This window comes from Paenibacillus sp. JNUCC-31 (assembly GCF_014844075.1).
Taxonomy (GTDB): Bacteria; Bacillota; Bacilli; order Paenibacillales; family Paenibacillaceae; genus Paenibacillus.
This window is the reverse complement of record NZ_CP062165.1, coordinates 5,125,713-5,149,558: the sequence shown is the minus strand read 5'-3', so window position 1 is coordinate 5,149,558 and position 23,846 is coordinate 5,125,713. Positions and strand designations below refer to the sequence as shown.

Annotated in this window: 23 protein-coding genes and 5 tRNA genes; 11 read left to right on the top strand and 17 right to left on the bottom strand. The window is 48.2% G+C overall.

The window, feature by feature from the left end; translation table 11 throughout:
• Window positions 1-122 precede the first annotated feature (122 nt).
• Window positions 123-1,373, bottom strand: coding sequence for an urea ABC transporter substrate-binding protein (gene urtA / locus JNUCC31_RS22280; RefSeq protein WP_192264849.1), 1,251 nt, complete (start codon window positions 1,371-1,373; stop codon window positions 123-125).
• 260 nt (window positions 1,374-1,633) lie between these two features.
• Between urtA and JNUCC31_RS22275 the strand changes: the two genes are divergently transcribed.
• From JNUCC31_RS22275 to JNUCC31_RS22250, 6 genes are all read left to right on the top strand, one after another.
• Window positions 1,634-1,936 (top strand): urease subunit gamma, encoded by a 303-nt coding sequence (locus JNUCC31_RS22275; RefSeq protein WP_192264847.1) that lies wholly within the window; start codon window positions 1,634-1,636, stop codon window positions 1,934-1,936.
• A gap of 18 nt (window positions 1,937-1,954) precedes the next feature.
• The gene (locus tag JNUCC31_RS22270) at window positions 1,955-2,344 is read left to right on the top strand and encodes an urease subunit beta (protein ID WP_192264845.1); all 390 of its coding nucleotides are present in this window, start codon (window positions 1,955-1,957) and stop codon (window positions 2,342-2,344) included.
• Window positions 2,341-4,059: an urease subunit alpha gene (gene ureC, locus JNUCC31_RS22265; RefSeq protein ID WP_192264833.1), complete on the top strand. Its 1,719-nt coding sequence runs from the start codon at window positions 2,341-2,343 to the stop codon at window positions 4,057-4,059. The genes JNUCC31_RS22270 and ureC overlap by 4 nt, the downstream gene beginning before the upstream one ends.
• 269 nt (window positions 4,060-4,328) lie before the next feature.
• A complete protein-coding gene (locus JNUCC31_RS22260; protein WP_192264831.1) occupies window positions 4,329-5,027 on the top strand; it encodes an urease accessory protein UreF in 699 nt (232 codons plus the stop codon).
• A gap of 33 nt (window positions 5,028-5,060) precedes the next feature.
• Window positions 5,061-5,783 carry an urease accessory protein UreG gene (gene ureG / locus JNUCC31_RS22255; RefSeq protein ID WP_192264829.1) on the top strand — a complete coding sequence of 241 codons (723 nt, stop codon included), beginning with the start codon at window positions 5,061-5,063 and terminating at the stop codon, window positions 5,781-5,783.
• Window positions 5,755-6,663 (top strand): urease accessory protein UreD, encoded by a 909-nt coding sequence (locus JNUCC31_RS22250; protein WP_228469184.1) that lies wholly within the window; start codon window positions 5,755-5,757, stop codon window positions 6,661-6,663. Before ureG ends, JNUCC31_RS22250 begins: the two co-directional genes overlap by 29 nt.
• Before the next feature lie 158 nt (window positions 6,664-6,821).
• Here JNUCC31_RS22250 and JNUCC31_RS22245 read toward each other — a convergent pair whose 3' ends face one another.
• From JNUCC31_RS22245 to JNUCC31_RS22230, 4 genes are all read right to left on the bottom strand, one after another.
• Window positions 6,822-7,238 carry a helix-turn-helix domain-containing protein gene (locus JNUCC31_RS22245; protein WP_192264824.1) on the bottom strand — a complete coding sequence of 139 codons (417 nt, stop codon included), beginning with the start codon at window positions 7,236-7,238 and terminating at the stop codon, window positions 6,822-6,824.
• A 172-nt stretch (window positions 7,239-7,410) separates the two neighbouring features.
• A tRNA-Leu gene (locus JNUCC31_RS22240) sits at window positions 7,411-7,493 on the bottom strand.
• 17 nt (window positions 7,494-7,510) lie between these two features.
• A tRNA-Lys gene (locus JNUCC31_RS22235) sits at window positions 7,511-7,586 on the bottom strand.
• Between the two features lie 107 nt (window positions 7,587-7,693).
• A tRNA-Glu gene (locus JNUCC31_RS22230) sits at window positions 7,694-7,765 on the bottom strand.
• A 317-nt stretch (window positions 7,766-8,082) separates the two neighbouring features.
• Here JNUCC31_RS22230 and JNUCC31_RS22225 point away from each other — a divergent pair.
• Window positions 8,083-8,859, top strand: coding sequence for a DeoR/GlpR family DNA-binding transcription regulator (locus tag JNUCC31_RS22225; protein ID WP_192264822.1), 777 nt, complete (start codon window positions 8,083-8,085; stop codon window positions 8,857-8,859).
• A gap of 3 nt (window positions 8,860-8,862) precedes the next feature.
• Window positions 8,863-9,759, top strand: a complete 897-nt coding sequence (locus tag JNUCC31_RS22220; RefSeq protein WP_192264820.1) for an HAD family hydrolase — start codon at window positions 8,863-8,865, stop codon at window positions 9,757-9,759.
• Between the two features lie 63 nt (window positions 9,760-9,822).
• Here the strand turns inward: JNUCC31_RS22220 and JNUCC31_RS22215 are convergent, their stop codons facing one another.
• On the bottom strand, window positions 9,823-10,488 hold the full coding sequence (locus JNUCC31_RS22215) for an MgtC/SapB family protein (protein ID WP_416234454.1): 666 nt from the start codon (window positions 10,486-10,488) through the stop codon (window positions 9,823-9,825).
• 204 nt (window positions 10,489-10,692) lie between these two features.
• A complete protein-coding gene (locus JNUCC31_RS22210) occupies window positions 10,693-11,292 on the bottom strand; it encodes a flavin reductase family protein (RefSeq protein WP_062324012.1) in 600 nt (199 codons plus the stop codon).
• Window positions 11,293-11,448: 156 nt separating this feature from the next.
• Here JNUCC31_RS22210 and JNUCC31_RS22205 point away from each other — a divergent pair, with 156 nt between their 5' ends.
• The gene (locus JNUCC31_RS22205) at window positions 11,449-12,147 is read left to right on the top strand and encodes an ArsR/SmtB family transcription factor (RefSeq protein ID WP_192264816.1); all 699 of its coding nucleotides are present in this window, start codon (window positions 11,449-11,451) and stop codon (window positions 12,145-12,147) included.
• Between the two features lie 213 nt (window positions 12,148-12,360).
• On the opposite strand, the gene JNUCC31_RS22200 is transcribed toward JNUCC31_RS22205, so the two are convergent.
• From JNUCC31_RS22200 to JNUCC31_RS22180, 5 genes are all read right to left on the bottom strand, one after another.
• Window positions 12,361-12,449, bottom strand: a tRNA-Ser gene (locus JNUCC31_RS22200).
• A gap of 6 nt (window positions 12,450-12,455) precedes the next feature.
• A tRNA-Asn gene (locus JNUCC31_RS22195) sits at window positions 12,456-12,531 on the bottom strand.
• A gap of 125 nt (window positions 12,532-12,656) precedes the next feature.
• Window positions 12,657-14,222, bottom strand: a complete 1,566-nt coding sequence (locus JNUCC31_RS22190; RefSeq protein WP_228469183.1) for a sensor histidine kinase — start codon at window positions 14,220-14,222, stop codon at window positions 12,657-12,659.
• Window positions 14,200-14,901 (bottom strand): response regulator transcription factor, encoded by a 702-nt coding sequence (locus tag JNUCC31_RS22185; protein WP_192264814.1) that lies wholly within the window; start codon window positions 14,899-14,901, stop codon window positions 14,200-14,202. Before JNUCC31_RS22185 ends, JNUCC31_RS22190 begins: the two co-directional genes overlap by 23 nt.
• A 213-nt stretch (window positions 14,902-15,114) precedes the next feature.
• A complete protein-coding gene (locus tag JNUCC31_RS22180; RefSeq protein ID WP_192264812.1) occupies window positions 15,115-15,576 on the bottom strand; it encodes a SprT family protein in 462 nt (153 codons plus the stop codon).
• A gap of 119 nt (window positions 15,577-15,695) precedes the next feature.
• On the opposite strand from JNUCC31_RS22180, the gene JNUCC31_RS22175 reads away from it, so the two are divergent.
• Together JNUCC31_RS22175 and cmpA are read left to right on the top strand one after the other, a co-directional pair.
• Window positions 15,696-16,052, top strand: coding sequence for a hydrolase/acyltransferase (locus JNUCC31_RS22175; protein ID WP_192264810.1), 357 nt, complete (start codon window positions 15,696-15,698; stop codon window positions 16,050-16,052).
• Between the two features lie 171 nt (window positions 16,053-16,223).
• Window positions 16,224-16,367 carry a cortex morphogenetic protein CmpA gene (gene cmpA / locus JNUCC31_RS22170; RefSeq protein ID WP_090808144.1) on the top strand — a complete coding sequence of 48 codons (144 nt, stop codon included), beginning with the start codon at window positions 16,224-16,226 and terminating at the stop codon, window positions 16,365-16,367.
• Window positions 16,368-16,520: 153 nt separating this feature from the next.
• Here the strand turns inward: cmpA and JNUCC31_RS22165 are convergent, their stop codons facing one another.
• The 5 genes from JNUCC31_RS22165 to alr form a co-directional block, all read right to left on the bottom strand.
• Window positions 16,521-18,743: a Tex family protein gene (locus JNUCC31_RS22165; RefSeq protein ID WP_228469182.1), complete on the bottom strand. Its 2,223-nt coding sequence runs from the start codon at window positions 18,741-18,743 to the stop codon at window positions 16,521-16,523.
• A gap of 464 nt (window positions 18,744-19,207) precedes the next feature.
• On the bottom strand, window positions 19,208-21,397 hold the full coding sequence (locus tag JNUCC31_RS22160) for an alpha-galactosidase (protein ID WP_192264807.1): 2,190 nt from the start codon (window positions 21,395-21,397) through the stop codon (window positions 19,208-19,210).
• A gap of 233 nt (window positions 21,398-21,630) precedes the next feature.
• Window positions 21,631-21,981 (bottom strand): type II toxin-antitoxin system PemK/MazF family toxin, encoded by a 351-nt coding sequence (locus tag JNUCC31_RS22155; RefSeq protein WP_024630714.1) that lies wholly within the window; start codon window positions 21,979-21,981, stop codon window positions 21,631-21,633.
• Window positions 21,982-21,984: 3 nt separating this feature from the next.
• The gene (locus JNUCC31_RS22150) at window positions 21,985-22,266 is read right to left on the bottom strand and encodes a CopG family ribbon-helix-helix protein (RefSeq protein WP_024630715.1); all 282 of its coding nucleotides are present in this window, start codon (window positions 22,264-22,266) and stop codon (window positions 21,985-21,987) included.
• A gap of 261 nt (window positions 22,267-22,527) precedes the next feature.
• Entirely contained in the window at window positions 22,528-23,715 is a 1,188-nt protein-coding gene (alr, locus tag JNUCC31_RS22145) for an alanine racemase (protein ID WP_192264805.1), read from the bottom strand.
• Between the last annotated feature and the right edge of the window lie 131 nt (window positions 23,716-23,846).

Below are 23,846 nucleotides of genomic sequence, written 5' to 3'. Positions count from 1 at the left end.
ATCTGACATTTCACACAAGATACCATTTATTTATCACACAAACGCTTTACCGCGATATTGTAGGAGGGTGTGTTGTTTCACCCTCATCGGTTATTCAGGAGTTTTGACGTGAACTTTCTGCGCTATTTGTTACTGAGGGAAGCACCCCACTCATAGGTTTTCAGATACGGATCAGGTTTGACTGGCGCACCGGAGTTCCACAATTCCTTAAACTGTCCATCTTCCTGCACTTCGCCAATCCGCACCGTTTTGTAGATATGCTGGTTCTCTCCGTCCACCGTCACTTTTCCTTCCGGCGCATCGAATTCAATACCTTTGGCAGCCTCCTTCACCTTTTCCACATCGGTTGATCCGGCCTTTTCTACAGCTGCTTTCCACAGATAGACTGCCACATATCCCGCTTCAATCGGATCGGCTGTCACCCGGTCAGCACCATATTTTTCTTTATACTTTTCAACAAATGTTTTATTTTCAGGTGTATCTGTCGTCTGATAATAGTTCCACGAAGCCAGATGTCCTTTCAGTACATCTGCACCAATCCCCCGAATTTCTTCCTCCGCCACACTCACCGACAGAGTCGTCATCTGGTCCGATGAGATCCCGGCATCTTTTAATTGTTTGAAAAAGGCGACATTACTGTCTCCGTTCAGCGTGTTATATACAATATCCGGCTTGGCAGCCTTGATTTTGCTGATAATCGTACTGTAATCCGTATGCCCCAGTGGTGTATATTCTTCACCTACCACCTCGCCGCCCTCAGCTGCAAGCTGGGCTTTGATGACCTGATTGGCCGTTTTCGGGAAAACATAATCCGAACCCAGCAGGTAAAACTTCTTGCCCCTGTTCTCCAACAACCAGGTTACGGATGGAACAATCTGCTGATTCGTAGTGGCTCCTGTATAAAAAATGTTAGGTGATGATTCCAATCCTTCATATTGCACCGGGTAAAACAACAGACCCTTGTTCTGTTCAAATACCGGAAGCATGGCCTTTCGACTTGCAGAGGTCCATCCTCCGAATACAGCAGCTACCTTATCCTGTTGAAGCAGTTTTCCTGCTTTCTCCGCAAACGTAGGCCAATCGGAAGCACCATCCTCAACCACAGGCTCGATCTGTTTACCCAAAACTCCGCCTGCTGCATTAATCTCTTCAATGGCAAGCATCTCCGCATCCTTAACGGACACTTCACTGATCGCCATCGTTCCACTTAGGGAGTGAAGAATACCTACTTTAATCGCGTCTCCGGGTGAAGCTGACTCTCCTGTTTCAACGGAACCTGATGCCTTAGGCGGCGTGCCACCTTCTACACATCCTGTCAACGCAATAACCGCACCGAGCAAAATACCCCATAACTTGACCGACCTCTTCTTCAATAGCTTACACTCCCTTTTTTTAGTCTATTGACGAACATTAAGGTCATATATTACTGAAATGTTCGTTGATCCAAATTATGGAGGGTCACACTCACCATGTCAATAATGCTTACACAATTTTATTTCATGCATGCTCGTTTCATGCATACTGCTAATATAATTAGAACCATATTGACAAAGGGTCCACCCTGTGTGAGTATAATTAACATACAACATTATCCATAAAGATAGAGACTACCTAAGGGAAAGGTCGGATTGCCTTGCACTGGACTGAGCAGGAAAAAGAAAAACTCCTGATTACTGTCGCCGCTAATCTTGCCCGCGAACGCAGAGGACGCGGTCTGAAGCTGAATGTTCCCGAAGCCATCGCATTGCTAACCTCCGAACTCATGGAGCGCGCACGCGATGGCATGAGTGTTGCCGAGTTGATGAGATACGGCGGCACGATCCTGACACGTGAAGACTGTATGGAGGGTGTAGCCGATATGATCCCCGAAGTACAGGTGGAAGCCACTTTTCCAGACGGAACAAAACTGGTCACTGTCCATGAACCTATACGCTGAGAAAGGCAGGAGAACTTCATGATCCCTGGTGAATATCGTTTGAAACAGGATGATGAGATCGTCTGTCATCCCGATCGCCCAACCATGCGACTGATCGTACTGAACCGTGGCGACCGTCCCGTACAGGTCGGTTCTCACGTTCACTTCTATGAAGTCAATGCCGCACTGGACTTCGATCGTTCTTCCGCTTTCGGGCACCGCCTGCATATTCCGGCAGGTACCGCTGTCCGTTTTGAACCCGGTGAAGAAAAACCGGTCGAACTCACTACATTTGGCGGAAAACGTCAGATTTATGGATTTAACGGATTAACCGAAGGGGCGGCGGATCAGCCACCCGATCCACAGAAGCTGGAAACATTCCTGAAGGCATTTGCGCCCCCTGTGCAGGATGGAGAGGACTCTTTATGAAAGGAATGAGCCGCGAACAATACGCGTCCATGTTCGGACCCACAACCGGGGATGCCGTCAGGCTTGCAGATACAGAACTATGGGCAGAGATTGAACATGATTATGCTGTTTATGGGGATGAAAGCAAATTCGGTGGCGGCAAGGTCATTCGGGACGGAATGGGCCAGTCCACATCCGCCCTACGCAGTGAAGGCACGCCTGATACAGTCATCACGAACGCTATCATCATCGATCATTGGGGGATTGTAAAAGCAGACATCGGTATTCGCGATGGCCTCATCTGCGCTATCGGCAAATCCGGCAACCCGGATACGATGGATGGAGTCGATCCCGCGCTGGTTATTGGCGCATCGACCGAAATCATTGCCGGGGAAGGCATGATTGTGACCGCCGGAGGCATCGATACCCATATTCATTTTATCTGTCCACAACAGATTCAAACGGCATTATCTTCAGGCGTAACGACCATGATCGGCGGCGGCACAGGACCTGCAACAGGCACTAAAGCTACCACCTGCACACCCGGAGCCTGGCACATCCACCGTATGCTGGAGTCCGCAGAGGCATTTCCCATGAATATCGGTTTTCTGGGCAAAGGCAACAGTTCCAGTACCGCTCCATTAATTGAACAGATTGAAGCCGGTGTCATCGGACTGAAGCTGCATGAAGATTGGGGTACAACACCAAGCGCCATTGATGCCTGCCTAACCGCAGCCGGAGAACATGATGTTCAGGTAGCCATTCATACCGATACGCTGAACGAGACCGGATTTCTGGAGAATACACTGGCTGCCATCAATGGACGCACCATTCATACCTATCATACCGAAGGGGCTGGCGGCGGACATGCGCCAGATATTATCCGCGCTGCGGGAGAGTCTTACATCATCCCCTCCTCCACCAATCCAACACGTCCTTACACACGTAATACGGTAGAAGAACATCTCGATATGCTGATGGTTTGTCATCACCTGGACCCGTCCATTCCGGAAGACGTCGCCTTTGCCGATTCGCGGATTCGGCCCGAAACGATCGCGGCCGAAGACATTTTGCATGATCTTGGCGTATTCAGCATCATCAGTTCCGATTCGCAGGCAATGGGGCGGGTTGGCGAAGTCATTATTCGCACCTGGCAAACCGCCGACAAGATGAAAAAGCAGCGAGGCAAGCTCGAACTGACCTCAGGCTCCCCGTCTGATAACGATCGAATCAAAAGGTATGTCGCCAAATATACGATTAACCCGGCGATCGCTCACGGAATTGGCCATCTTGTCGGTTCCGTGGAGGTCGGCAAATTGGCTGATCTGATCGTTTGGAATCCGGCCTATTTTGGAGTAAAACCCGAAATGGTCATTAAGGGCGGTATGATTGCCTTTGCCCAGATGGGAGATCCCAACGCTTCAATCCCTACGCCGCAGCCCGTTTTCGGAAGACCGATGTTTGGCGCATACGGCGGAGCAGTCGCCAAAGGGTCCATCACTTTTGTCTCCCAAGCCGCAGCGGATTCAGGGATCAAAGAGACGCTAGGCTTGAACAAGCGCGTTGAACCTGTTAAAGGCTGCCGTTCGGTGAGCAAAAAAGACATGATTCACAACGATGTAACTCCCGTCATTGAAGTCGATCCCGAAACCTATGAGGTACGGGCTGATGGCGAGCTTCTCACCTGCGAGCCCGCAGATGAACTGCCAATGGCACAACGCTATTTCATGTTTTGACATCTAATATAAAAAAGCGAAATATAAGCTGAACTGTTCCGTTTACACTTGATCACTCCGCTGGCAGAACAACCTTCCGATCGCTGTTATCCCCAGATTTCTTTGATCCCCTTTCTGAAAGGGAGAAATCTTGTGATAAAGGCGAGCGCTACGCTTCTCCAGGTTTTTTCTGCCCTCTCCGTTCTCGTGTAAACCGCTTGTTCATCTTATATTCCCAAAAATTTATATTAGATTTGGATTGTAAATTAAATACACAAGGGGGGGCACGCATGATGATGCACAGCGGCATGAAATTACTCCGTTATGTTCAACTGCTGGATTCGGCCCTGCCCATCGGCGGGTTCTCCCACTCGTTCGGTCTGGAGGCATACACCCATGATGGAACGATAAAAACCACCGCCCAGCTTGAACAATTTATTCGCAGCCAGCTTCATTCCAGCCTCGTGCGGCTCGATGGCCTCGCCATCAAAGGTGTCTACCAGGCTATTGAGCAACAGAATGCTGCCCTGCTCGCCCTTTACGACAAACGTGTACATGCCCAGCGGACACCCAGGGAACTGCGGGAAAGTGGGCACAAAATGGGGAAGCGATTGCTCAAGCTTGCGAGATCACTTTACCCATGGATGGACTTTTCACTAATTGATGAAGCCGTACAGGAACACGGTGCCTTTTGCGGCATTACAACTATTCACGGCTACATCAATTATCAGCTGGAAATCGGACTAGACGAAGCCGTCACCGGACATCTGTACACCTCTGTTAACGCTTATGTAAACGGCGCTCTGCGTCTTCTACCCATCGGGCAAACTGAAGCACAAATGCTGATCCAGAAACTTTTGAATGATATTGACTCTGAATGGTCTCGAATCCGGAATAACGAACCGGAAGATATGCACAGCTTCGGTATTGCCCAGGAAATCTATGCCATGCGGCATGAGAGCCTGCCAGCCCGTCTGTTCATGTCCTAACGACATTAATTCAAAACCAAGGAGGAATTTGTTATGTGTGGAGGAGCTAATCATACGCATCATGCAGAATGGGAACGCAAGATATTTGATCGGAGTCGCCCGATGCGAATCGGGATCGGCGGGCCGGTAGGTTCAGGGAAAACAGCCCTTGTGGAGAAACTATCCAAGGCACTGCGTACACGTTACAGTCTGGCCGTGATTACCAATGATATTTATACGAAGGAAGATGCCGAAATCTTACTGCGTCAGAATGCCCTCGAACCGGAACGTATTATCGGTGTAGAGACAGGCGGATGCCCGCATACCGCTATTCGAGAGGATGCTTCCATGAATTTCGAAGCCGTTGATGAGTTGATTGAACGCTTCCCGGATCTGCAGCTGATCTTTATCGAAAGCGGTGGTGACAACCTGTCTGCAGCTTTCAGTCCGGAACTGGCGGATGTTTTTATATACATTATTGACGTGGCTCAAGGGGAAAAACTGCCACGTAAAGGCGGCCCAGGCATCACTCGTTCAGATCTATTACTTATTAATAAGACTGACCTCGCGCCTTATGTTGGCGCAAGTCTGCAAGTCATGAAGAATGATACCGAGCGGGTACGTGAAGGGCGCCCTTATGTGATGTCGAACCTGATGAGCGGCGAAGGGGTATCCGAGATCGTACACTGGCTTGAACATCAATATATGGATGACGATGCTTCCGCTGCGCATCTGCTTACGCACACCCATGAACACGGCACGACCCACAGCCATTAATTCATCTTCCCCTTTACATGATGGAGTTGAATCTGGACCGAACCGCAGTGCTGGAGAGGCCGTGATACGCCGCAGCGAGCTCAGGGCCTCACTTGCCCTCCAAGGCGGGCGCACCGTCATGACGGATCGTTATTACAGCGCCCCTCTCCGGTTCAGTCGATCCTTTCGGCCTCCGGGTGGCGGAGATGAATTATGTGTATATACTTCAGACGTTTCCCCAGGTGTGCTGAACGGTGATCATTATCGATCCGATTGGCAGTTGGGCCAGAACACCCACCTCATGCTAAGCAGCACATCAGCGACGAGGCTCCATCCCACACCTACTGTTCCGTCGTCTGTGAACCATCACTTTCGACTGGAACAAGGAGCGGTACTGGAGTACTTTCCCGAATGCGTCATTCCATTCAAAGGCAGCTCCTCTGCACTCACCACGACCTTTGAGCTAGGAGAACAAGCAGTACTTGCATACGCGGATATCTGGTCCGCTGGACGGATTCATCGGGGTGAGGCCTTTCAGTTCAAGCGCTATCGCAGTCTGACAGAAATCTGGCATGGGAAGCAGTTGGCCGTATGGGATCGATTCGGACTCGAACCAGAATCCGACGATCCGAAATCACCCGCAGCGTTAATGGGCTATACTCATGCTGCTGCTTTGTGGATGATCGCCCCTGGATTGGGCGCAGCACAATTGGAATCTGTACGGTCCACCTTGCCACCAGATGGCCGCATGCTTGCCGGAGCCAGTTTACTCGCTACAGGCGGGATTGGTGTTCGTTTGCTCGGCATGGCAGCCTGGGAACTTCAAGAGCAATGCCTTCGGATCTGGAATTCCCTTCGTCCCACCCTTTTGGGCAAACCAAGCCTCACATTCCGCAAGTGAAGCTATACGTATATCGGACTAACTTTCGGAATTGCATATTGCAACGAGTTTAAAAGACAAAGAACCTCTGCACAATTTCCGACGGGTTTCGGATTTGTTCAGAGGTTTTTTATATATCCAGATGGTCCAGTCAAGATGTAACTTTCACTAAATTTGCACTACAACGTCTCGTCCCCTTTGGGATTATCTTCTCCCTTGTAACGAAAGTCGCTTGAATCTCTGCTTTCCTTGGATTTGCGATAACGGGTAAATTCAATATATTCACTGATAAAAGACTGCTCCACAGTCGATAATTCGCTTTCTTGGCAATTCAATTGCCGCAAAACGTCAAAAAAATAATCCTCCCGTTTTTCCCGCACCATCGCCTCCTTGGATGGACGCCCAATCATGAGCCAGTCGAGGCTCACATCAAAAAACGAAGCAATCTCAATTAGTTTATTCGTACTCGGAATAGATTTACCGCGTTTCCAGTCACCCAGATTGCCTGTGCTGATCTTCAGCTGTTGGCAGAAAGCCTTCTTGGTCATTCCTCGTTCGGCAATCAGGTGTTCAATTCGCTCATAGATCGACTGCATACAGAACCGCCTTCCAACCGTAATAATCATTGCATGTACCTAAATTATACCACAACCTCCCTGAATCCTCAGCCTTTTAATCCCAGAAATACGTTCTGCTATTTCGCATAACACAAAAATAGACTCCCACGGATAACCATGAGAGTCTATCTTATAACGCTTGTTGCTGTGATGCGGTCGAGAGGACTCGAACCTCCACGGGTATACACCCACTACCCCCTCAAGATAGCGTGTCTGCCATTCCACCACGACCGCATATTCAATTGTGAAAATGGTGAGCCATGAAGGGCTCGAACCTTCGACACCCTGATTAAAAGTCAGGTGCTCTACCAACTGAGCTAATGGCTCTTGCTGTAACTTCACCGGATGTGCCATGCGTAACTCTTTTGTATAGGAGCTATGACTTTTTGAGGATTCCTCATCAGGATTGTACATCCCTGAGGTGGTGAAGATAATGACCCGTAGGGGATTCGAACCCCTGTTACCTCCGTGAAAGGGAGGTGTCTTAACCCCTTGACCAACGGGCCTTATTAACAAGTTGTCTTTCTTGGCGACAAGAATGAGTATATCATAGGCGAATCGAAACATGCAACACTTTTTTTAATATTTATTTCCCAACTACTTCTTGCCCTCTTTTTTTTTTGCTCTCTCCCCCATAATGTTAATGATTTCTCTTTCACATATTTATCATCATAATCATCGTAAATTGTAAAATCAAGATCAAAAAACTTAACTTCACTTATATTCACTTATAATATTGCAAACTTCATTATTACTACTTATAATTGAATGAACAGTAAGTAAATAATAATCACGGTTAGATACGTACAAGGAGGCATCACGTTTGTTTCAGGAAGAACGAATGCAGCTGATCATCGAACATCTGCGCAAGCACAGTCGCATCTCAGCTGATGATATTGTATCCCTGTTTGACGTTTCCCGGGATACGGCCCGCAGGGATTTGATCAAACTCGAAGAACAAGATGCGATAATTCGAACCCGAGGCGGTGCAATTCTCCCCGTTCCACCCGTTGAGCACAGATCGTACAAAGATCGTCTGCTTCACATTTCAGATGAAAAGAGAGCTATTGGCAAGCTAGCCGCTGCGATCGTCCGCCAAGGTGAACAGATCATCCTGGATTCTTCCACTACAGTGCAGACTTGTGCCGAAAATTTGAACGGCAAGTCCTGTACGGTCCTCACCAATTCCATTTATTCAGCTGATCTTCTCTCCAATCACACGGCTGTCGAGATTCGTTTGCTGGGCGGTAAAGTCGATAAAGAACAGCGTTATGTCTATGGTACTTCAGTTATTGAAACTCTTTCCCATTATTATGTAGATAAAGCCTTTATCGGCATTGGCGGAATTACGATGGACGGCTTTAGTGCTTCTGAAGAAGAAGGAAAAATAAAACACAAAATGATGCAGGCCGCCAAACAGGTTATTGTACTTGCTGATCATTCCAAGTTTGATAAGCGTTATGGCTATCGTTTTGCAGACTGGTCACTCGTGGATGTGTTAATCACAGATCAATGGCCTTCCCAAGATTGGCGAACCTTTCTAGCCGAACAGCAGGTTGAGATCCTCATTCCTGAACCTACAATTGAAAAGGAGTTGTAACATATGAAATTATTTGCTACCGATTTGGACGGAACGTTACTGAACAGAGACAGCCGGATCAGCCCGGAAAATGCAGCCGCAATCCATAAGGCACAACAAGAAGGATTGAAGGTCACGATCGCTACAGGACGGGTCTATTCCGACGTATTAACGATAAGCAGCGAAGGCGGAATTCACACGCCAGTCATCGGCTCCAACGGAGCTACCATCCATGATGCCAACGGTGAACGCCTGTTCCATCTTCCGCTTGAGCGAGAAACGGCCGCATCGGTGATGCAATGGCTGGAAGATCATCATTGTTACTACGAAGCCTCAACACAACAAGGTATATACGCCCCCATTAGCAGCCATGAGGCGATGCTCGCTGAGATGGACCGCATTCTGGGTTCAAGTCCCGGGGAGGACATTGAACGCCTCATTCGCGCCGTTAAGAAGCACTATGACAAGAAAGATTACCACCGCGTAAACTCCCATCAGGAGATTCCTTCTGAAGCTTACATTTACAATATTATGGCCTTTTCATTGGACCCGGAACAATTGCAGCAAGGACGCCAATACTTTGCCTCCCGCTCCGATGTAGCCATGGTGGTATCCTCTGAACACAACTTCGAAATGCAGCATCCTGATGTATCCAAAGGTAACGCCTTAACCAAACTGGCTGCGCATTTGAACATCTCCATGGAAGATACAGCTGCCATCGGTGATAATTTCAATGATGTATCCATGCTGAAAATGGCAGGGCTCGGTATTGCCATGGGCAATGCAGAACCGGAAATTAAGGCGCTTGCCAAGGCGGTGTCATTGACTAATGTGGAACATGGTGTCGCCCATGCCATTCATTGTGTTCTTGAAGGAAAGCCTGTTTCCCAGCCGGAGTCCGTTGTTGAAGGCGGTCAGTAATCGCTTTTCGTAATGGTTCGGTATTAGGACCTAGCGATCTAGCTACTTAGCGATAACCTGGCTTCACCTCATCTCAACGGAACGAACATGAGAAATATCCTGCAATAAAATAATCAATTGCTCACCCCGGTATGAACCCGGCAGCTGCAACGTGAATTCAAGCACAGTCTCCTCTTTGGAGTCTGTGCTTATTTGCTGTTCTGTTTTGAATCCGATCACCGATATTTTTTCCTGTCCCAGCAAAGCCAAAACGGTTTTCAGTGTATCTCCCTCCTGCAGCAAACGAATCGTCAACGTCTCTGTTCTCGCGGATACCAACCAGCGTGTCGGCCGATGCAGCAGCATCTGGGCCAATACAATAAGCAGCGTCACCCCGGCCCCTGTCCAATACAATCCGGAACCAACGGCCAGTCCCATCCCGGCAGTCGCCCAGATTCCGGCAGCTGTCGTCAATCCCCGGACCGTATGGCGCTGTGTAAAGATCATCCCGGCTCCAATGAAGCCGACCCCACTGACCACCTGTGCCGCAATCCTGGAGGGATCAAGCGACAGATTAACCCAGCCTGCCTGATCCTGAAAGCCATACTTGGATACAATCATCATCAATGCAGCACCCACAGCGACAACAAAATGAGTACGTATTCCCGCTTCCTTCATCCGGTTCTTGCGCTCATATCCAATCAAAACGCCGCATATGCCAGCTATGAGTACACGCATCAAGTATTCCATTTCCACGCACATCACCTCTCTTATGTATATGCTTACATGTATCTTTCTTTACAATTTACCCATTCTTTAACTAAAACAATAATCATTCGTGGCATTCTTTCATCCATTTCAAAAGGTACCTGAAAAAAGTGAAGACCCAATGGCCCCCACTTATATATTCCGGATTACATAGGATGCATCTATACTTTTAACTTATACCTGTCCCTATTCAGCGCGGAAGTTCTCCCCTTGTCTTTCCCCCAATCCATAATAATGCCGAAAATTATAGATTAGCGGGTGCCACTTCGCCGGATCAATTTTGTTCAATCCAGATATAAGCGTCTTATGTGCATGTACCTTCAGTGCTTTCACCTCAACAACGGCCATAAAAGGCGTATGCTCCGGTGTGCGGATGTGCTGCACGGAAGCCTCGATCTGAAGCGGACACTCCGCTATTTTCTCAGGTTGAACCAGAGCCGAACTTTGAGCGGTCAACCCAGCGGCTTCAAATTTTTCGGAACAAAATTTATAGCCCATTTGTCTTTTCTCCTCGGGAACCGGATATGTACCCGTATAACGTCCCAAGGATTCCACCTGCCTCCACATGGAAGCGTCCGGCAAATTAATAACACATTCGGGGTGTCGGCTCAGATTCTCATAAGCCTTGCCCTGAACACCCAACCCAAGCACAAGACAATCTCCCAGCGCCCACGACGAGGACAATGGGGACAAGTTGGTCGATCCGTCTTCATTTAATGTGCTCAGTAACAATACGGGGGTGCCATAATATAAAATACTTGGATTAATCGTTTCATGTTGATTCATCTCTTGCCCCTTGGCAGATCGTTCTCTACGGTGTTCGTGCTTCATGATTTGCTCCACTCCTGTTTCCATTCATTCGGCTCCCACAGCTTAAATCTGACCCATGTGGATGAGCCTGACTCGATTGTAATACACTAATAGTTCAGGTATCATCGAAATATGAATGCATATCCGAATATAACTGTTATTGCGTCATTAATCGCTGATCCGAGTCGTGCTGTTTTTCTCGAAGCCTTACTAGATGGAAGAGCGCTGCCCGCCGGTGAACTTGCCTATATGGCTGGTGTCACACCCCAAACAGCGAGTAACCATCTTGCCAAGCTGGTCGAAGGCGGGTTGCTTGTGGTTGAACGTCAAGGCAGGCATCGGTACTACCGTCTGGCGGGCAAGGAAATCGCTTTTTTGATTGAAACGATGGGCAGTATTGCCCCACCTGTACAGGTTAGGTCTCTCAAACAATCCAATCAACTTCAACATCTGAGCTTTGCTCGAACCTGTTACGGGCATCTGGCCGGAAAATTGGGGATAGCGTTGTGCGAAGCTTTATTACGAGAAGGTTATCTCGAAGAATCAGAGGATGAACAGTCCAAGGATTACCAAATTACAGCGAAAGGAGTTCAATGGTTTAATTCATTTGGCATTACACTTGAAGGGAAAACTGGATCACGCCGTACTCTAGCTCGCAAATGCCTCGACTGGAGTGAACGTCGCCACCATATCTCCGGTTTACTGGGAGACGAACTGGGGCGCCGCTTGTCCGAGCTGGATTGGACCCACCAGAAGCCAGGCAGTCGGGCGGTTGAAGTCACGGAAGCAGGCAAGAAGGGTTTATATGAAGTGCTGGGCATTTCATTATAAGGCAATCCTGTTCATTGGCAAAAAAGACGAAACATCAAAAATCCCCATTCTCACAAACCGTTAATGGTTCATACGAATGGGGATTATGTTTGTAGTCAGAACGGAGAGAGAGGGATACTCTCACTTCATTCGAGACTGCGATGTATTCCTTACGAAGTGTATGCTTCGACGAACCTTTAGGTTCTCATCCCTTTGCAGAGAAGTGTTTCAGAACGGAGAGAGAGGGATTCGAACCCTCGCACCGCTTACGCAGTCTAACCCCTTAGCAGAGGGTCCCCTTATAGCCACTTGGGTATCTCTCCAAGAAATGGCTCCCCGAACAGGACTCGAACCTGTGACAACTCGATTAACAGTCGAGTGCTCTACCAACTGAGCTATCAGGGAATATTAATCTTGAATAAATTTAATTTATCATGATTAATTAGCCAAGTCAACATGCCCGAGTGACTTTCTTAGAAGCCTTGCATCTCTCATTCGAGTGCATAGAAAAGTCGGTCACGATGATTATTTTATTGCTTCTGCCGAGTGCATTTTGGAAAATGGACCGTCACTTTAAACAGATCGCCATCAATCTTGATGTTCATTCTCCCTCCATGCAGCTCAACAATGCTTTTCGCAATGGATAAACCCAGTCCTGACCCTTCCGCGCTCCGGGAATGGTCGCCCCGCTTGAAACGTTCAAAAATTTCATCTGCCGCAAACTGCATTTCATAGGTAGAAACGTTTTTGATACACAATATCACATACGAATCATCTTCTGATAATTCAATGAACACCCTTGAATTCTTCATTCCATATTTAGTGACATTGCCAAGCAAATTCTCGAATACACGCCATGTACGTTTTCCATCCAACTGAGCGTACATCGGACCATTCCTGTCACTTACTCTGAAAATCAAACCAGACTGTACGATAGACTCACTATATTCCGCCAAGGCTTGATGTAATAAGGCTGCAACATCAACCTGCTCCAGATGAAGCTCCACATCTCCACTGGCCATCTTGGCCGCCTCAAATAAATCTTCAACAAGTACACTCAGCCGCTTCGTCTTGCGTTGCAGCACCTCAATATATTCTGCCTTTTCCTCGGCAGTACCTTCATTACGTTTTAACAAATCCACATAACTCACCAGCGAGGTCAGCGGTGTTTTTAAATCATGTGAAACATTGGTAATCAGCTCCGACTTCATTCGCTCACTTTTCACTCTTTTTTCGACGGTACGCTGAATTCCTTGTTTCATGCCGTTCATATGTATCGTCAGCTGGTCCAGCATACCGTATGTCTGCTGGGGAAGCTGAACGTCCATACGTCCCAAAGCCATGGCCGAAGCTGCTTGTGTTAAGCCTTGCAAACCATGAATGATTCGCACGATCTGACCCAGAATAATCACACTGCACGCCACGATCAGCAGCAAAATTGGAAATCTAAATTCCTCTACCACGAACGCAATGATCAACAATACGAATTGAGATACAGACCAAACGATGAGTGTTTTGAGGATCCTATTTTCAGGTGGGGTCGCATGTTTCAGTTCATCCCGCATCATATGGATCGTCGTGCTTAACCATAATTCATTGACGGTCTGACGAAGCGCCGCTCGATCCGCGATCATCCGAATCCCCGCCCTACCATACTCCCCAGCAAAACAGAGCAGCACGGATGACAAAAGAAATGCAGATATAAACATGACAATATCGTTGATCCACTCATGTTGGCTAATCCGCACGCCATTCCCCTGCATGACAAGAACCGTTCCATAGAACAACGGTAGACCGATGACAAAATAAAGCAATATTTGTACATCCATAGCCAATCTGACCGACAACCAATTCTTCATTTTCACATAATTACTCTCCGAAGGCAGTGGAAATCGGTTTCTATACACATATAAAACAGCGATCAGGAACAAACATATGATTAAAGACGGATCACTCTGAACACCCCAGCCCCAAAAAACAAAGTCAATATTCTGGAAACTTCGTGAGATGACATAAAAAAACATGAGAGTGCCGCAGCTGATCATAACCAATCGAATCATATAGGGGATCACATTAACCTTCCATCTTGTAGCCAATGCCCCACACCACCTTTACATATTTCGGTTCTCTTGGATTAAACTCGATCTTCTCCCTGATCCGGCGAATATGTACAGCCACCGTGTTTTCTGGCTGAAAGGCCGGCTCTTTCCAAACACGTTCATAGATTTCATCAATGGCAAAAACACGCCCCGTATTCTCCATCAACAATTTCAAAATATGAAACTCCGTTGGAGTTAATCGAATCTCTTCACCCTCCAGCGTTACTTTCTTCCTCCTATTGTTAAGCACCAGTCCCCTGACCTCAATTTCTTGTTCATCGCCCCTGTCGATTTGCTGTGTTCCAAGTCCTGTAAATCGGCGCAGTTGGGATTTCACTCTGGCCACCAGTTCCAATGGATTGAAGGGTTTGGCTATGTAATCATCAGCTCCAATATTCAGACCAAGAATTTTGTCGTGGTCCTCGGTTTTGGCAGACAAAATAATAATCGGTACATTGCAGTTCTCGCGTATTTTGAGAGTTGCCTGTATACCGTCCAGATTAGGCATCATTACATCCATTACAATGAGGTGAACTTCTTCTTCCCTGACTTTTCTTATCGCTTCCTGCCCATCTGCTGCCTTACTCACCGAGATCCCTTCAATGCGTAAATAAATTTCAATCGCGTTGCGGATATCGGGATCGTCATCCACTACAAGCACCCTATACTCTGCCAATCTTCGTTCCCTCCTTACGCCATTACTTTTTTTGGTGATCCCAACTACACCAGCTTACTATGAAATAATGACAATAAGGTCGCCAAAAAGATTACAACTTTCTTAAGATCGATATAAACTGGATATTAAATATAACGAACCATCCCAAATACACAATTCTAGCAGATCCATTGCAGATCCCATTTCGTCCTTTAGCTGATGCTAAATGCCCCTCTATATTTCTTGCAATAACAACTTGCCCGCACATCGACCACAGCGGTACTTCTTCGGGTCTACTTTTCGTTTACGCAAATATTCCGTGCCACAGCTCTTGCACACCAGTTTATAACGATAGGGTAATGGCTTTCTTCCCTTTCCATCCGGAAGGGACTGACAGAACCTCGAACCGCCCACCTTCTGCAACAGAGCCTTGAATTCAGGGTCACGGTGTTGGTAGCCGCGTCCACGAATGTGCAGATGGTAGTGGCACAGCTCATGCTTGATGATCTTCTCAACCTCTTCCCGCCCATAGGCTTCGAGCTGATGAGGATTAATTTCGATGCGGTGACTCTTGAGCATATAACGCCCACCTGTAGTGGTCAGACGGCGGTTAAACAGTGCCTCGTGAGTGAACGGAACCCCGAAATGGTCCAGTGACACCTGCTCAATCCATTGTTGCAATTCCTCATTTTCCATCGGTTTCTTTCCTTTCACACCCTTTGGGCCATTTGTTTTTCCACTATAATACTTGAATTTTAACCGTTTCGTAGGCTACACTGTCAAGTAGAATGTATGAGGGGAGATTATTACTCGTTATGCCTACAATGCGCTACGTCATCCTGCAGCAGGAACAGCAATTGCAGTTTGTGGAAATGCCTGCCGATTACGCTTACCAACTCAGTGCGCTTAACCTGCGCCTGCACAAAGAGATTGATAAACTCACCGCAGCAGATGTGCCTGCATTGCCTTGGGCCATTGCTGAATGTGACAATCTTGATCTCCTGGACGAGCAACTCTCCATCATTGGCGGTCTGGATTATATCAATGCCCTTGAAGAAAGTTTCGCAGCACTGCGCGAGACACACTATCCATTAATTTCCTTGCTCACTGAGATTCGGGCGCTTCAGGCCCAATTGGAGCAATGGTATGAAGAAGAGATGGAATCGCTCTAATTCTTTATAGACTTTATTTTAAACGGAACCAAAGCGCATCTCCCCAATCGGAGGTTGCGCTTTTTTCTCTGGTGTCGAATTTCCCAGTTACTCACAGGTTAATCCGCACAGTCCAGGCTATTGCCACATATGCTAACGTACAGATGAATTATGCAAGAGGAGGAGATACCCTTGCCTCAATGGCTTTGCAATCAACTGATGCGTGCATTTCACAAAAAGGACAGCAGACAGATCAAGCTGCTAAACGAATGCTGGTTTTTTTATCGTAACAAACCGACAAGTGGCACCCCGCGCAGCGCGGACAGCGAACTATAAGATCTTACGCCATTCTCTTTCGTCCACCTCAAGCTCTCACTTCTTTCATAAAATTCCTTCGAAGAATACAGTACGGGCAACAGTAGTATTATAGCTGACAACAAACAGCCTTCCCAATACAGGGAAGGCTGTTCTCCGATCTTTTATGTTGGATCAGGAAGACTGCTGAGAAGAAGCAGGCTTCTTCATCGTGAGGCCGACACGGCCTTTTTTGGTATCCACATTCATCACCCATACCGTTACATTATCCCCAACGGATACAACATCCATCGGATGTTTGACGTAACCGTTACTCAGCTGTGAGATGTGGACAAGTCCGTCACTCTTGATGCCGATGTCAACAAAGGCACCAAAGTCAATCACGTTACGAACCGTACCTTGCAGTTCCATGCCTTCCACCAAATCTTCAATTTTGAGCACATCCGTTCGGAAGATCGGTAGCGGCATTTCCTCACGCGGGTCACGACCCGGACGCTGCAAGCTGTCCAGAATGTCACGCAGTGTAGGTACACCCACATCCAGCTTCACAGCCAGCTGTTCCGGTTGTTGCTCAGACAGGAGCACAGACAGTTCCTTGCTGCCCAGCTTGTCCAGCGCAACCTGAAGCTCCTTAAAGAGCTGGTCAACGACCTTATACGATTCAGGGTGAATCGGTGTGCGATCCAGCGGGTTCTCGCCTTCACCAATTCGCATGAAGCCTACACATTGCTCATAGGTTTTGGCACCGAGACGCGGTACCTTTTGCAGCTGGCGACGATTCGTGAACCGGCCGTTCTCTTCACGATATTTTACAATATTCTTGGCGATGGTGGCATTTACACCCGCAACATAGGACAGCAGTGAAGGTGAAGCCGTGTTCACATCCACGCCCACATGGTTAACTGCGGATTCCACAACAGCCTTCAAGCTTTCTTCCAATATTTTCTGGGATACGTCATGTTGGTATTGGCCTACCCCAATGGCTTTGGGATCGATTTTAACCAGCTCAGCCAGCGGATCCTGCACCCGGCGGGCAATCGAAGCAGCGCTTCGCTCCGCAACGTCCAGATCCGGGAATTCTTCCTGGGCCAGCTTGGATGCAGAATACACACTCGCCCCAGCTTCATTGACAATCAGATACACGAGATTTTCGTCCCCGTTCTCCTGAATAATCTCGGCAACAAACTGTTCTGTTTCACGTGATCCGGTACCATTACCAATAACAATCAATCCGATATCATACTGCTTGATCATCCGATGGAAAACCTCGGCAGCTTCACGCTTCTTGTTATGTGGTGGCGTTGGGTACGTAACAGCCACTTCCAGCAGCTTGCCCGTATCGTCGACCACGGCCAGTTTACAGCCGGTACGATAGGCAGGATCGACACCAAGCACACGTTTGCCATGAATCGGCGGCTGAAGCAACAGGTTGCGAAGATTGGCCGAGAATACGGATATCGCTTGGTTTTCGCCTTTTTCCGTCAATTCTGCACGAACCTCACGCTCAATCGAAGGGGCAATCAATCGTTTGTAAGCATCTTCAATCACAGCACGCAAAATGTCCTGCACTGCAGATGCACCCTTGATGATTTGTCCTTCCATATGACGATGAGCCGGTTCAGGCTGCACTTCCAGACCCACTTTCAAAATATTTTCACGTTCACCGCGGTTAATTGCGAGAATACGGTGAGGAGGCATTTTTTTGGCTAATTCACGATAATCATAATAGTTCTCGTATACAGACTCCTGTTCGGCATCCTTCGCTTCCGAAGTCAGCATGCCATGATCCAATGTGTAACGGCGAATCCAGGCACGAATAGCAGCATCATCTGCAATATTCTCAGCCAGAATGTCCTGGGCTCCTTGAAGTGCAGCCTCAGCATCCTCTACCCCAAGTTCAGCATCGATATAACGAGCAGCTTCCTCCAGGACATTGCCTTGTTTCGGTTGACCCCAGATCCATACAGCGAGTGGTTCAAGACCTTTTTCCTTCGCTACACTGGCACGGGTTTTCCGCTTCTGACGAAACGGACGGTACAAGTCCTCTACTTCCTGCAGCTTGACTGCCTGAGTAATAGACTGTTTCAATTCTCCGGTCAGCTTGCCTTGTTCCTCTATAATACGGATGACTTCCACTTTGCGGTCTTCCAGATTGCGCAAGTAAACGATGCGTTCTTCAATGAGCCGCAGCTGGTTCTCATCCAGCTCTCCAGTCATTTCCTTACGGTAGCGGGCGATAAATGGAATCGTATTGCCTTCGTCCAGAAGCTCCGACGTGGTGCGGACCTGCTTCAAGGACAGTGACAGTTCCTTGGCTACCTGTTTGATGATTCGTTCATGGCGTTCCGCCTTTATTGTTTCTTCATTGGGTTCCAGAACCGTTTCCTGTTCAGACAAAATAAATCCCTCTTTCCTTCCTGAATCGTTTGTTACAATCATTTCAGGGCAGCTTTGCTGCTGTAATTACATTTTGATTGAACCATTTGATTCAACCACTCTACCCTATATTATCACAAAATCACGTCCAGATTTCCATCATTCCACTGGTATACAAGTTCTGACAGAATTACGTCTTCCTCCAGCCTTCCCCATTACGTCAAAAAAAGACCGAAAAACGTCAATGCGACGCTGTCCGGTCTTGCTCATTAGGACTTTATATGCAGCTGCACTCTAAATAAGTGAAACTACTCATTTACACGATGACGGAGAGGACAGAAAAAACCTGAAAAAGCGAAGCGTTCGCCTTTATCCCCGGATTTTCCCCTTGAGAAAAGGGAATCGAAAAAATCTGGGGATAACAGCGATTGGAAGGTTGTTCTGTCATCGTAGTATCCGTGTAAATAATCTGTAGTTCAACTTATTTAGACGCGCTCGAACCGGAACAATTCACTCAGATAGTCTCCTGATGCGCTTCCTACCGAGATCCCGCCATACATCAGCGCATCCCCGGTAAATGTCTCGGAGCCACCTTTCAGACGATAATCCGCATCAGGGTCCAGACCCTTCAGCTTCAGACGCTGGAGCGGTGCATTCGGTTCGGACAGCACACGGAAGTAGAATACAACAGCTTCGCTGCCATCCGGTGCAATAAACATCCAGGCCGTTTCATTCCCCTCAAACGGACTTAGCAAACGACGGAACGTTCCGTATTGAATCGTTCCCCTAATTTCCTTGTACAGCTCAACCTGAGCCTTCACGATAGCATTCTCTTCCTCTGTAAAACGGGTCAAATCCAGCTCATATCCGAAGTTGCCCGACATCGCGACATGGCCGCGAATCTCGAGGGAAGTTATCCGGTTCACCTGATGATTCGGCACCGCGGAAATATGTGAACCCATCGAACTCACCGGATACACAAGACTCGTACCGTATTGAATCCGCAAGCGGGAGATGGCATCCGTATTGTCGCTTGTCCACGTCTGCGGCATGTAATACAGCATACCCGGATCGAAGCGGCCACCACCACCCGAACAGCTCTCGAACAGAATATTCGGGAAGGATGAAGTGATGCGTTCCATTACTTCATACAATCCGAGCATATAACGGTGCGCCGTCTCGCGCTGTCTGTCTGCCGGAAGTAAAGCCGAACCCACTTCCGTCATATTCCGGTTCATGTCCCATTTCACATAAGTGATCGGTGCAGATCCAAGAACATCCGTTAACATGCGTACAATCTCATCGCGTACATCCTGACGGGAGAAATCGAGCACCAGCTGTTGACGACCTTCCGTCCGGCGACGATCAGGTACATGCAGACACCAGTCCGGGTGCGCACGGTACAGCTCACTGTCTGGTGAGATCATCTCAGGCTCAAACCACAATCCGAACTGCATGTCCAGACCTGTTACGCGGTTCGCCAGATCATCCAGACCCTGTGGCAATTTGTTCTTATCGACAATCCAGTCGCCCAACGAGGAGTTGTCACTATCTCGATGTCCAAACCAGCCATCATCCAAAACAAACAGCTCAATGCCCAGTTTCTGTCCAGCGCGAGCTATCTGTTCGATCTTGTCCGCATCGAACCCAAAGTAGGTTGCTTCCCAGTTGTTAACCAGAACAGGACGTTCGGCATTGCGGAACTGACCACGTGCAAGACGCTCCCGGTACAGTTCATGATAGGACTGAGACATGCCATCCAGTCCTGCATCCGAATAGACCATAACGGTCTCAGGTGTCTGGAATGCTTCCTGCGGCTCCAGCTTCCAGCTGAACTCGAACGGGTTGATCCCGAGTGACACACGGGTGGTGTGGAATTGATCCACTTCCGCCTGTGCGGTAAAACTGCCGCTGTAGACCAGACTGAATCCGTAAACTTCACCCTGATCTTCATCCGTGCCTGGTGTCATTAGCGCAATAAATGGATTCTGCTGGTGACTACTTGAACCACGACGGCTTTCAATCCCTTGCAGGCCTGAAGCAAGCGGTCTGCGAACGATATCCCGTTCCCGTGTCCAAGCTCCTGACAATTGCAACAATTCATAATCTGCATGCGGGAAATCAACAGAAGAACTGAGCGCACGCACCACATTCACTGAGGTAGCGCTCTCATTAACGATACGCATCGAGCGTGTAATCGCATTAAATGCCGTAAAGGCTGTATAGGAAAGCTCGATCTTGATGCCTGCAACGCGGTCTTCCAACTCAATAACCAGCGTCTCTGCTTCTTCATCGGATTCAACATACGTTGCTGGCAGTCCAGTAAGCGCTGTCTTTCCTTTGACCAATCGATGGCCTGTATACGTAAACTCCGAAACTGTCGAGCCATTCTCAAGCTCCAGTTGGATGGCCGGATTACGGAAATCACTTGTGCCGTATACCGGCAGTTCCACCGGCAAGGTATCGAACGAGATCGTCCGGTCTTCGGGTACCGGGTTCGGACTGAACGAAGCACGCTCTTTGCGCACGTGAAGCCAGCTCAGATCGGTGTCACGCAGTCTTTTGCCATAATACAAATGTACCAAATATCCTGAAGGCAGTGCCTGAAATACATAGCTTGCCTTTTGAGTCTGTAGATGAAATTGAAGTTTCCCCTGGTCGATATAAATGCTCATTATTTCTCCTCCACCTCTATATGTCGATTGGCGTAAACGGTTTCTCAGGTATCATTATAACGAAAAGCCTCTCAATGTTCTACGCTTTCAAGGAGCTTTAATCAAAAGAGCGCACCACCGCCGTGAGGCTGTAGTACGCTCCTGTGATTGCGTTCTGAATTGTGTGCTCCTGTGAAGGAACATCCATTGTCAACGGATAGCACGGCAGAACAAAGAAATAACTGCCTGCTGCCTTAAAAATCGATTAAGCCCAAGCTGATCTGTAAGGCTTCGTTGACCAGTTTCATGGTCTCCTCGTCCAGATGGGTAATCTTGTCGGTCAGCCTCTGCTTATCAATTGTCCGTATTTGTTCGAGCAAAATAACCGAGTCCCGGTCAAAGCCATGTGCCGCCGCATCAATCTCCACATGCGTCGGCAGCTTTGCCTTTTGGATCTGGGCGGTGATCGCCGCCACAATACAAGTAGGACTAAACCGGTTGCCGATGTCATTCTGGATGACCAGAACCGGCCTGACTCCGCCTTGCTCGGAACCGACAACGGGAGAAAGATCCGCAAAAAAAACATCACCGCGTTTTACGATCAATGTCTACACCCCGCTAACTAAGCGGTCCAGAGTGCTGTCCGCATCTTCCTCCGCGTGAAAGGCCTCGGATGCCATGGTGAGGTTAATCTTCGCCATCTCCATGTACCCTCGCTGCATTGATTCACGGATGTAACGTTTCTTACGCTCCGTCAAATACAGCTTCATGGCCTGCCTAATCAATTCGCTGCGGTTGGAATTCTCCAGCGCTACGATGCCATCCACTTCCTGCAAAAGATAATCAGGCAAACTGATCATGATCCGCTTGGTGTTCTGCAAGTTGGCCACCTTTCTTCCACCCCCACAAACCTTTCGCCATTGTGAACCAGTATTACGTTTTTCCAGAACTTTTATACAAAGGAATATATATGCCCCGAGTATATCAAGTATGCTGTACTCCATTATAAACACGGGGAACAATATTCGTACAGAGCAAACATCTCTTTTCAGGATTTTTCATCCCAGTCATCCTTCATAATTCGAGATGCTCCGACAGTTTTCCTTCTGTTCTGAAAAAAAGTTTCCTGGAAATAGCGTCCAGTCGACCTGTCAGGATGTCAAAAGAGGATTGATTCTGGCGACTACTGCTCCACCACGGGTATAAACCCGTGGAATTCGATGCGCCATCATGCAGATCACTTCGTAGGGAATCGTACCTAGCTGGGTGGCCACTTCATCTGCGGTTATAACGCCGTCAGACTGATGGCCGATGAGAACAACCTCTTCGCCGGCTTGAATTTCTTCTGCTTCTTCTGCAAAAGATTGTAGCGACACCATACACTGATCCATGCAGATCGTACCGACGACGGGAACGCGGCGGCCGCGTACAAGCACTTGGGCTTTACCTGTCAGCATTCTTGAAAATCCATCTGCATAGCCGATAGGCAATGTCGCTATTCGTTCATTCCCTTGTGTTACATATCGGGTTCCGTAACTGATACCCCATTGGGGCGGCAGCGTTTTGACCAGAACCGCCTTTGTTTTCAGTGTCAATACCGGGGACAGCTTCACCACCTGATGGTTCACCTCTGGCGAAGGATACAGTCCGTATAGACTGATCCCCACGCGTACCATATCATAGGACAATTCAGGTGTATCAATGGCGGCGGCACTGTTCGCCGTATGTATAATCGGGATGACACATCCCTGATCCCGAAGCGCTTCAACCACGTCTCGGAACCGTCGATACTGCTCCAGTGTATAGGTCTTGTCTTCTTCATCCGCTTTGGCAAAATGAGTAAACATGCCTTCCAGCATCACCTGATCCAGGGCCGCGACCTCCTGTATGAAAGCCAGAGCTTCTTCGCCAGGCAACAGGCCAAGCCTGCCCATGCCGCTGTCGATTTTGATATGAACCTTTAGCTTGCGCTGGGATGTACCTGTCTCCAAATGGTGGATTGCTTCGAGTACTTCCCTGCTGAACAGCGTAATGGTTACATCATGTTTCCAGGCTTCAGCGATACCTTCAGGCGGTGTATAACCCAATACGAGAATCGGAAGCGTAATCCCGTGTTGTCGCAATTCCAGCGCTTCGTCAAGAAAAGCTACACTTAAGTAATCCGCGCCAACTCGTTCCAGTTCTCTGGCCGTCTCCACTGCTCCATGCCCATAGGCGTTTGCCTTCACACAAGCGAGCAGTTTCATGCCTTGCGGCAATGCTTCGCGGAAAGCTTCTACGTTGCTGCACAAATGATCCAAATTGATCTCCGCTTGGGTCGGCCGATATTGTTCTTGCACGTTAAGTCACCTTCTCTAGTCATCTTAATCCGGCTCACATCAGACTCCATCGTAATGCTCCAGCATGTGACTGTCAAATGAGCTGAAGATCCGCAGTCCAAAACACATACAGGAGCGTTATCCTGAAGTCG

Bases quoted from the DNA above. Each gene is read 5' to 3' on its own strand.
- JNUCC31_RS22250 (WP_228469184.1), top strand. From the start codon at position 5,755: ATGAACACGGCACGACCCACAGCCATTAATTCATCTTCCCCTTTACAT.
- JNUCC31_RS22210 (WP_062324012.1), bottom strand. From the start codon at position 11,292: ATGAATCAACATGAAACGATTAATCCAAGTATTTTATATTATGGCACC.
- JNUCC31_RS22270 (WP_192264845.1), top strand. From the start codon at position 1,955: ATGATCCCTGGTGAATATCGTTTGAAACAGGATGATGAGATCGTCTGT.
- ureG (WP_192264829.1), top strand. From the start codon at position 5,061: ATGTGTGGAGGAGCTAATCATACGCATCATGCAGAATGGGAACGCAAG.
- JNUCC31_RS22180 (WP_192264812.1), bottom strand. From the start codon at position 15,576: ATGGAAAATGAGGAATTGCAACAATGGATTGAGCAGGTGTCACTGGAC.
- JNUCC31_RS22260 (WP_192264831.1), top strand. From the start codon at position 4,329: ATGATGATGCACAGCGGCATGAAATTACTCCGTTATGTTCAACTGCTG.
- JNUCC31_RS22220 (WP_192264820.1), top strand. From the start codon at position 8,863: ATGAAATTATTTGCTACCGATTTGGACGGAACGTTACTGAACAGAGAC.
- JNUCC31_RS22160 (WP_192264807.1), bottom strand. From the start codon at position 21,397: ATGAGCATTTATATCGACCAGGGGAAACTTCAATTTCATCTACAGACT.
- JNUCC31_RS22205 (WP_192264816.1), top strand. From the start codon at position 11,449: ATGAATGCATATCCGAATATAACTGTTATTGCGTCATTAATCGCTGAT.
- JNUCC31_RS22245 (WP_192264824.1), bottom strand. From the start codon at position 7,238: ATGCAGTCGATCTATGAGCGAATTGAACACCTGATTGCCGAACGAGGA.
- JNUCC31_RS22175 (WP_192264810.1), top strand. From the start codon at position 15,696: ATGCCTACAATGCGCTACGTCATCCTGCAGCAGGAACAGCAATTGCAG.
- ureC (WP_192264833.1), top strand. From the start codon at position 2,341: ATGAAAGGAATGAGCCGCGAACAATACGCGTCCATGTTCGGACCCACA.
- JNUCC31_RS22215 (WP_416234454.1), bottom strand. From the start codon at position 10,488: ATGGAATACTTGATGCGTGTACTCATAGCTGGCATATGCGGCGTTTTG.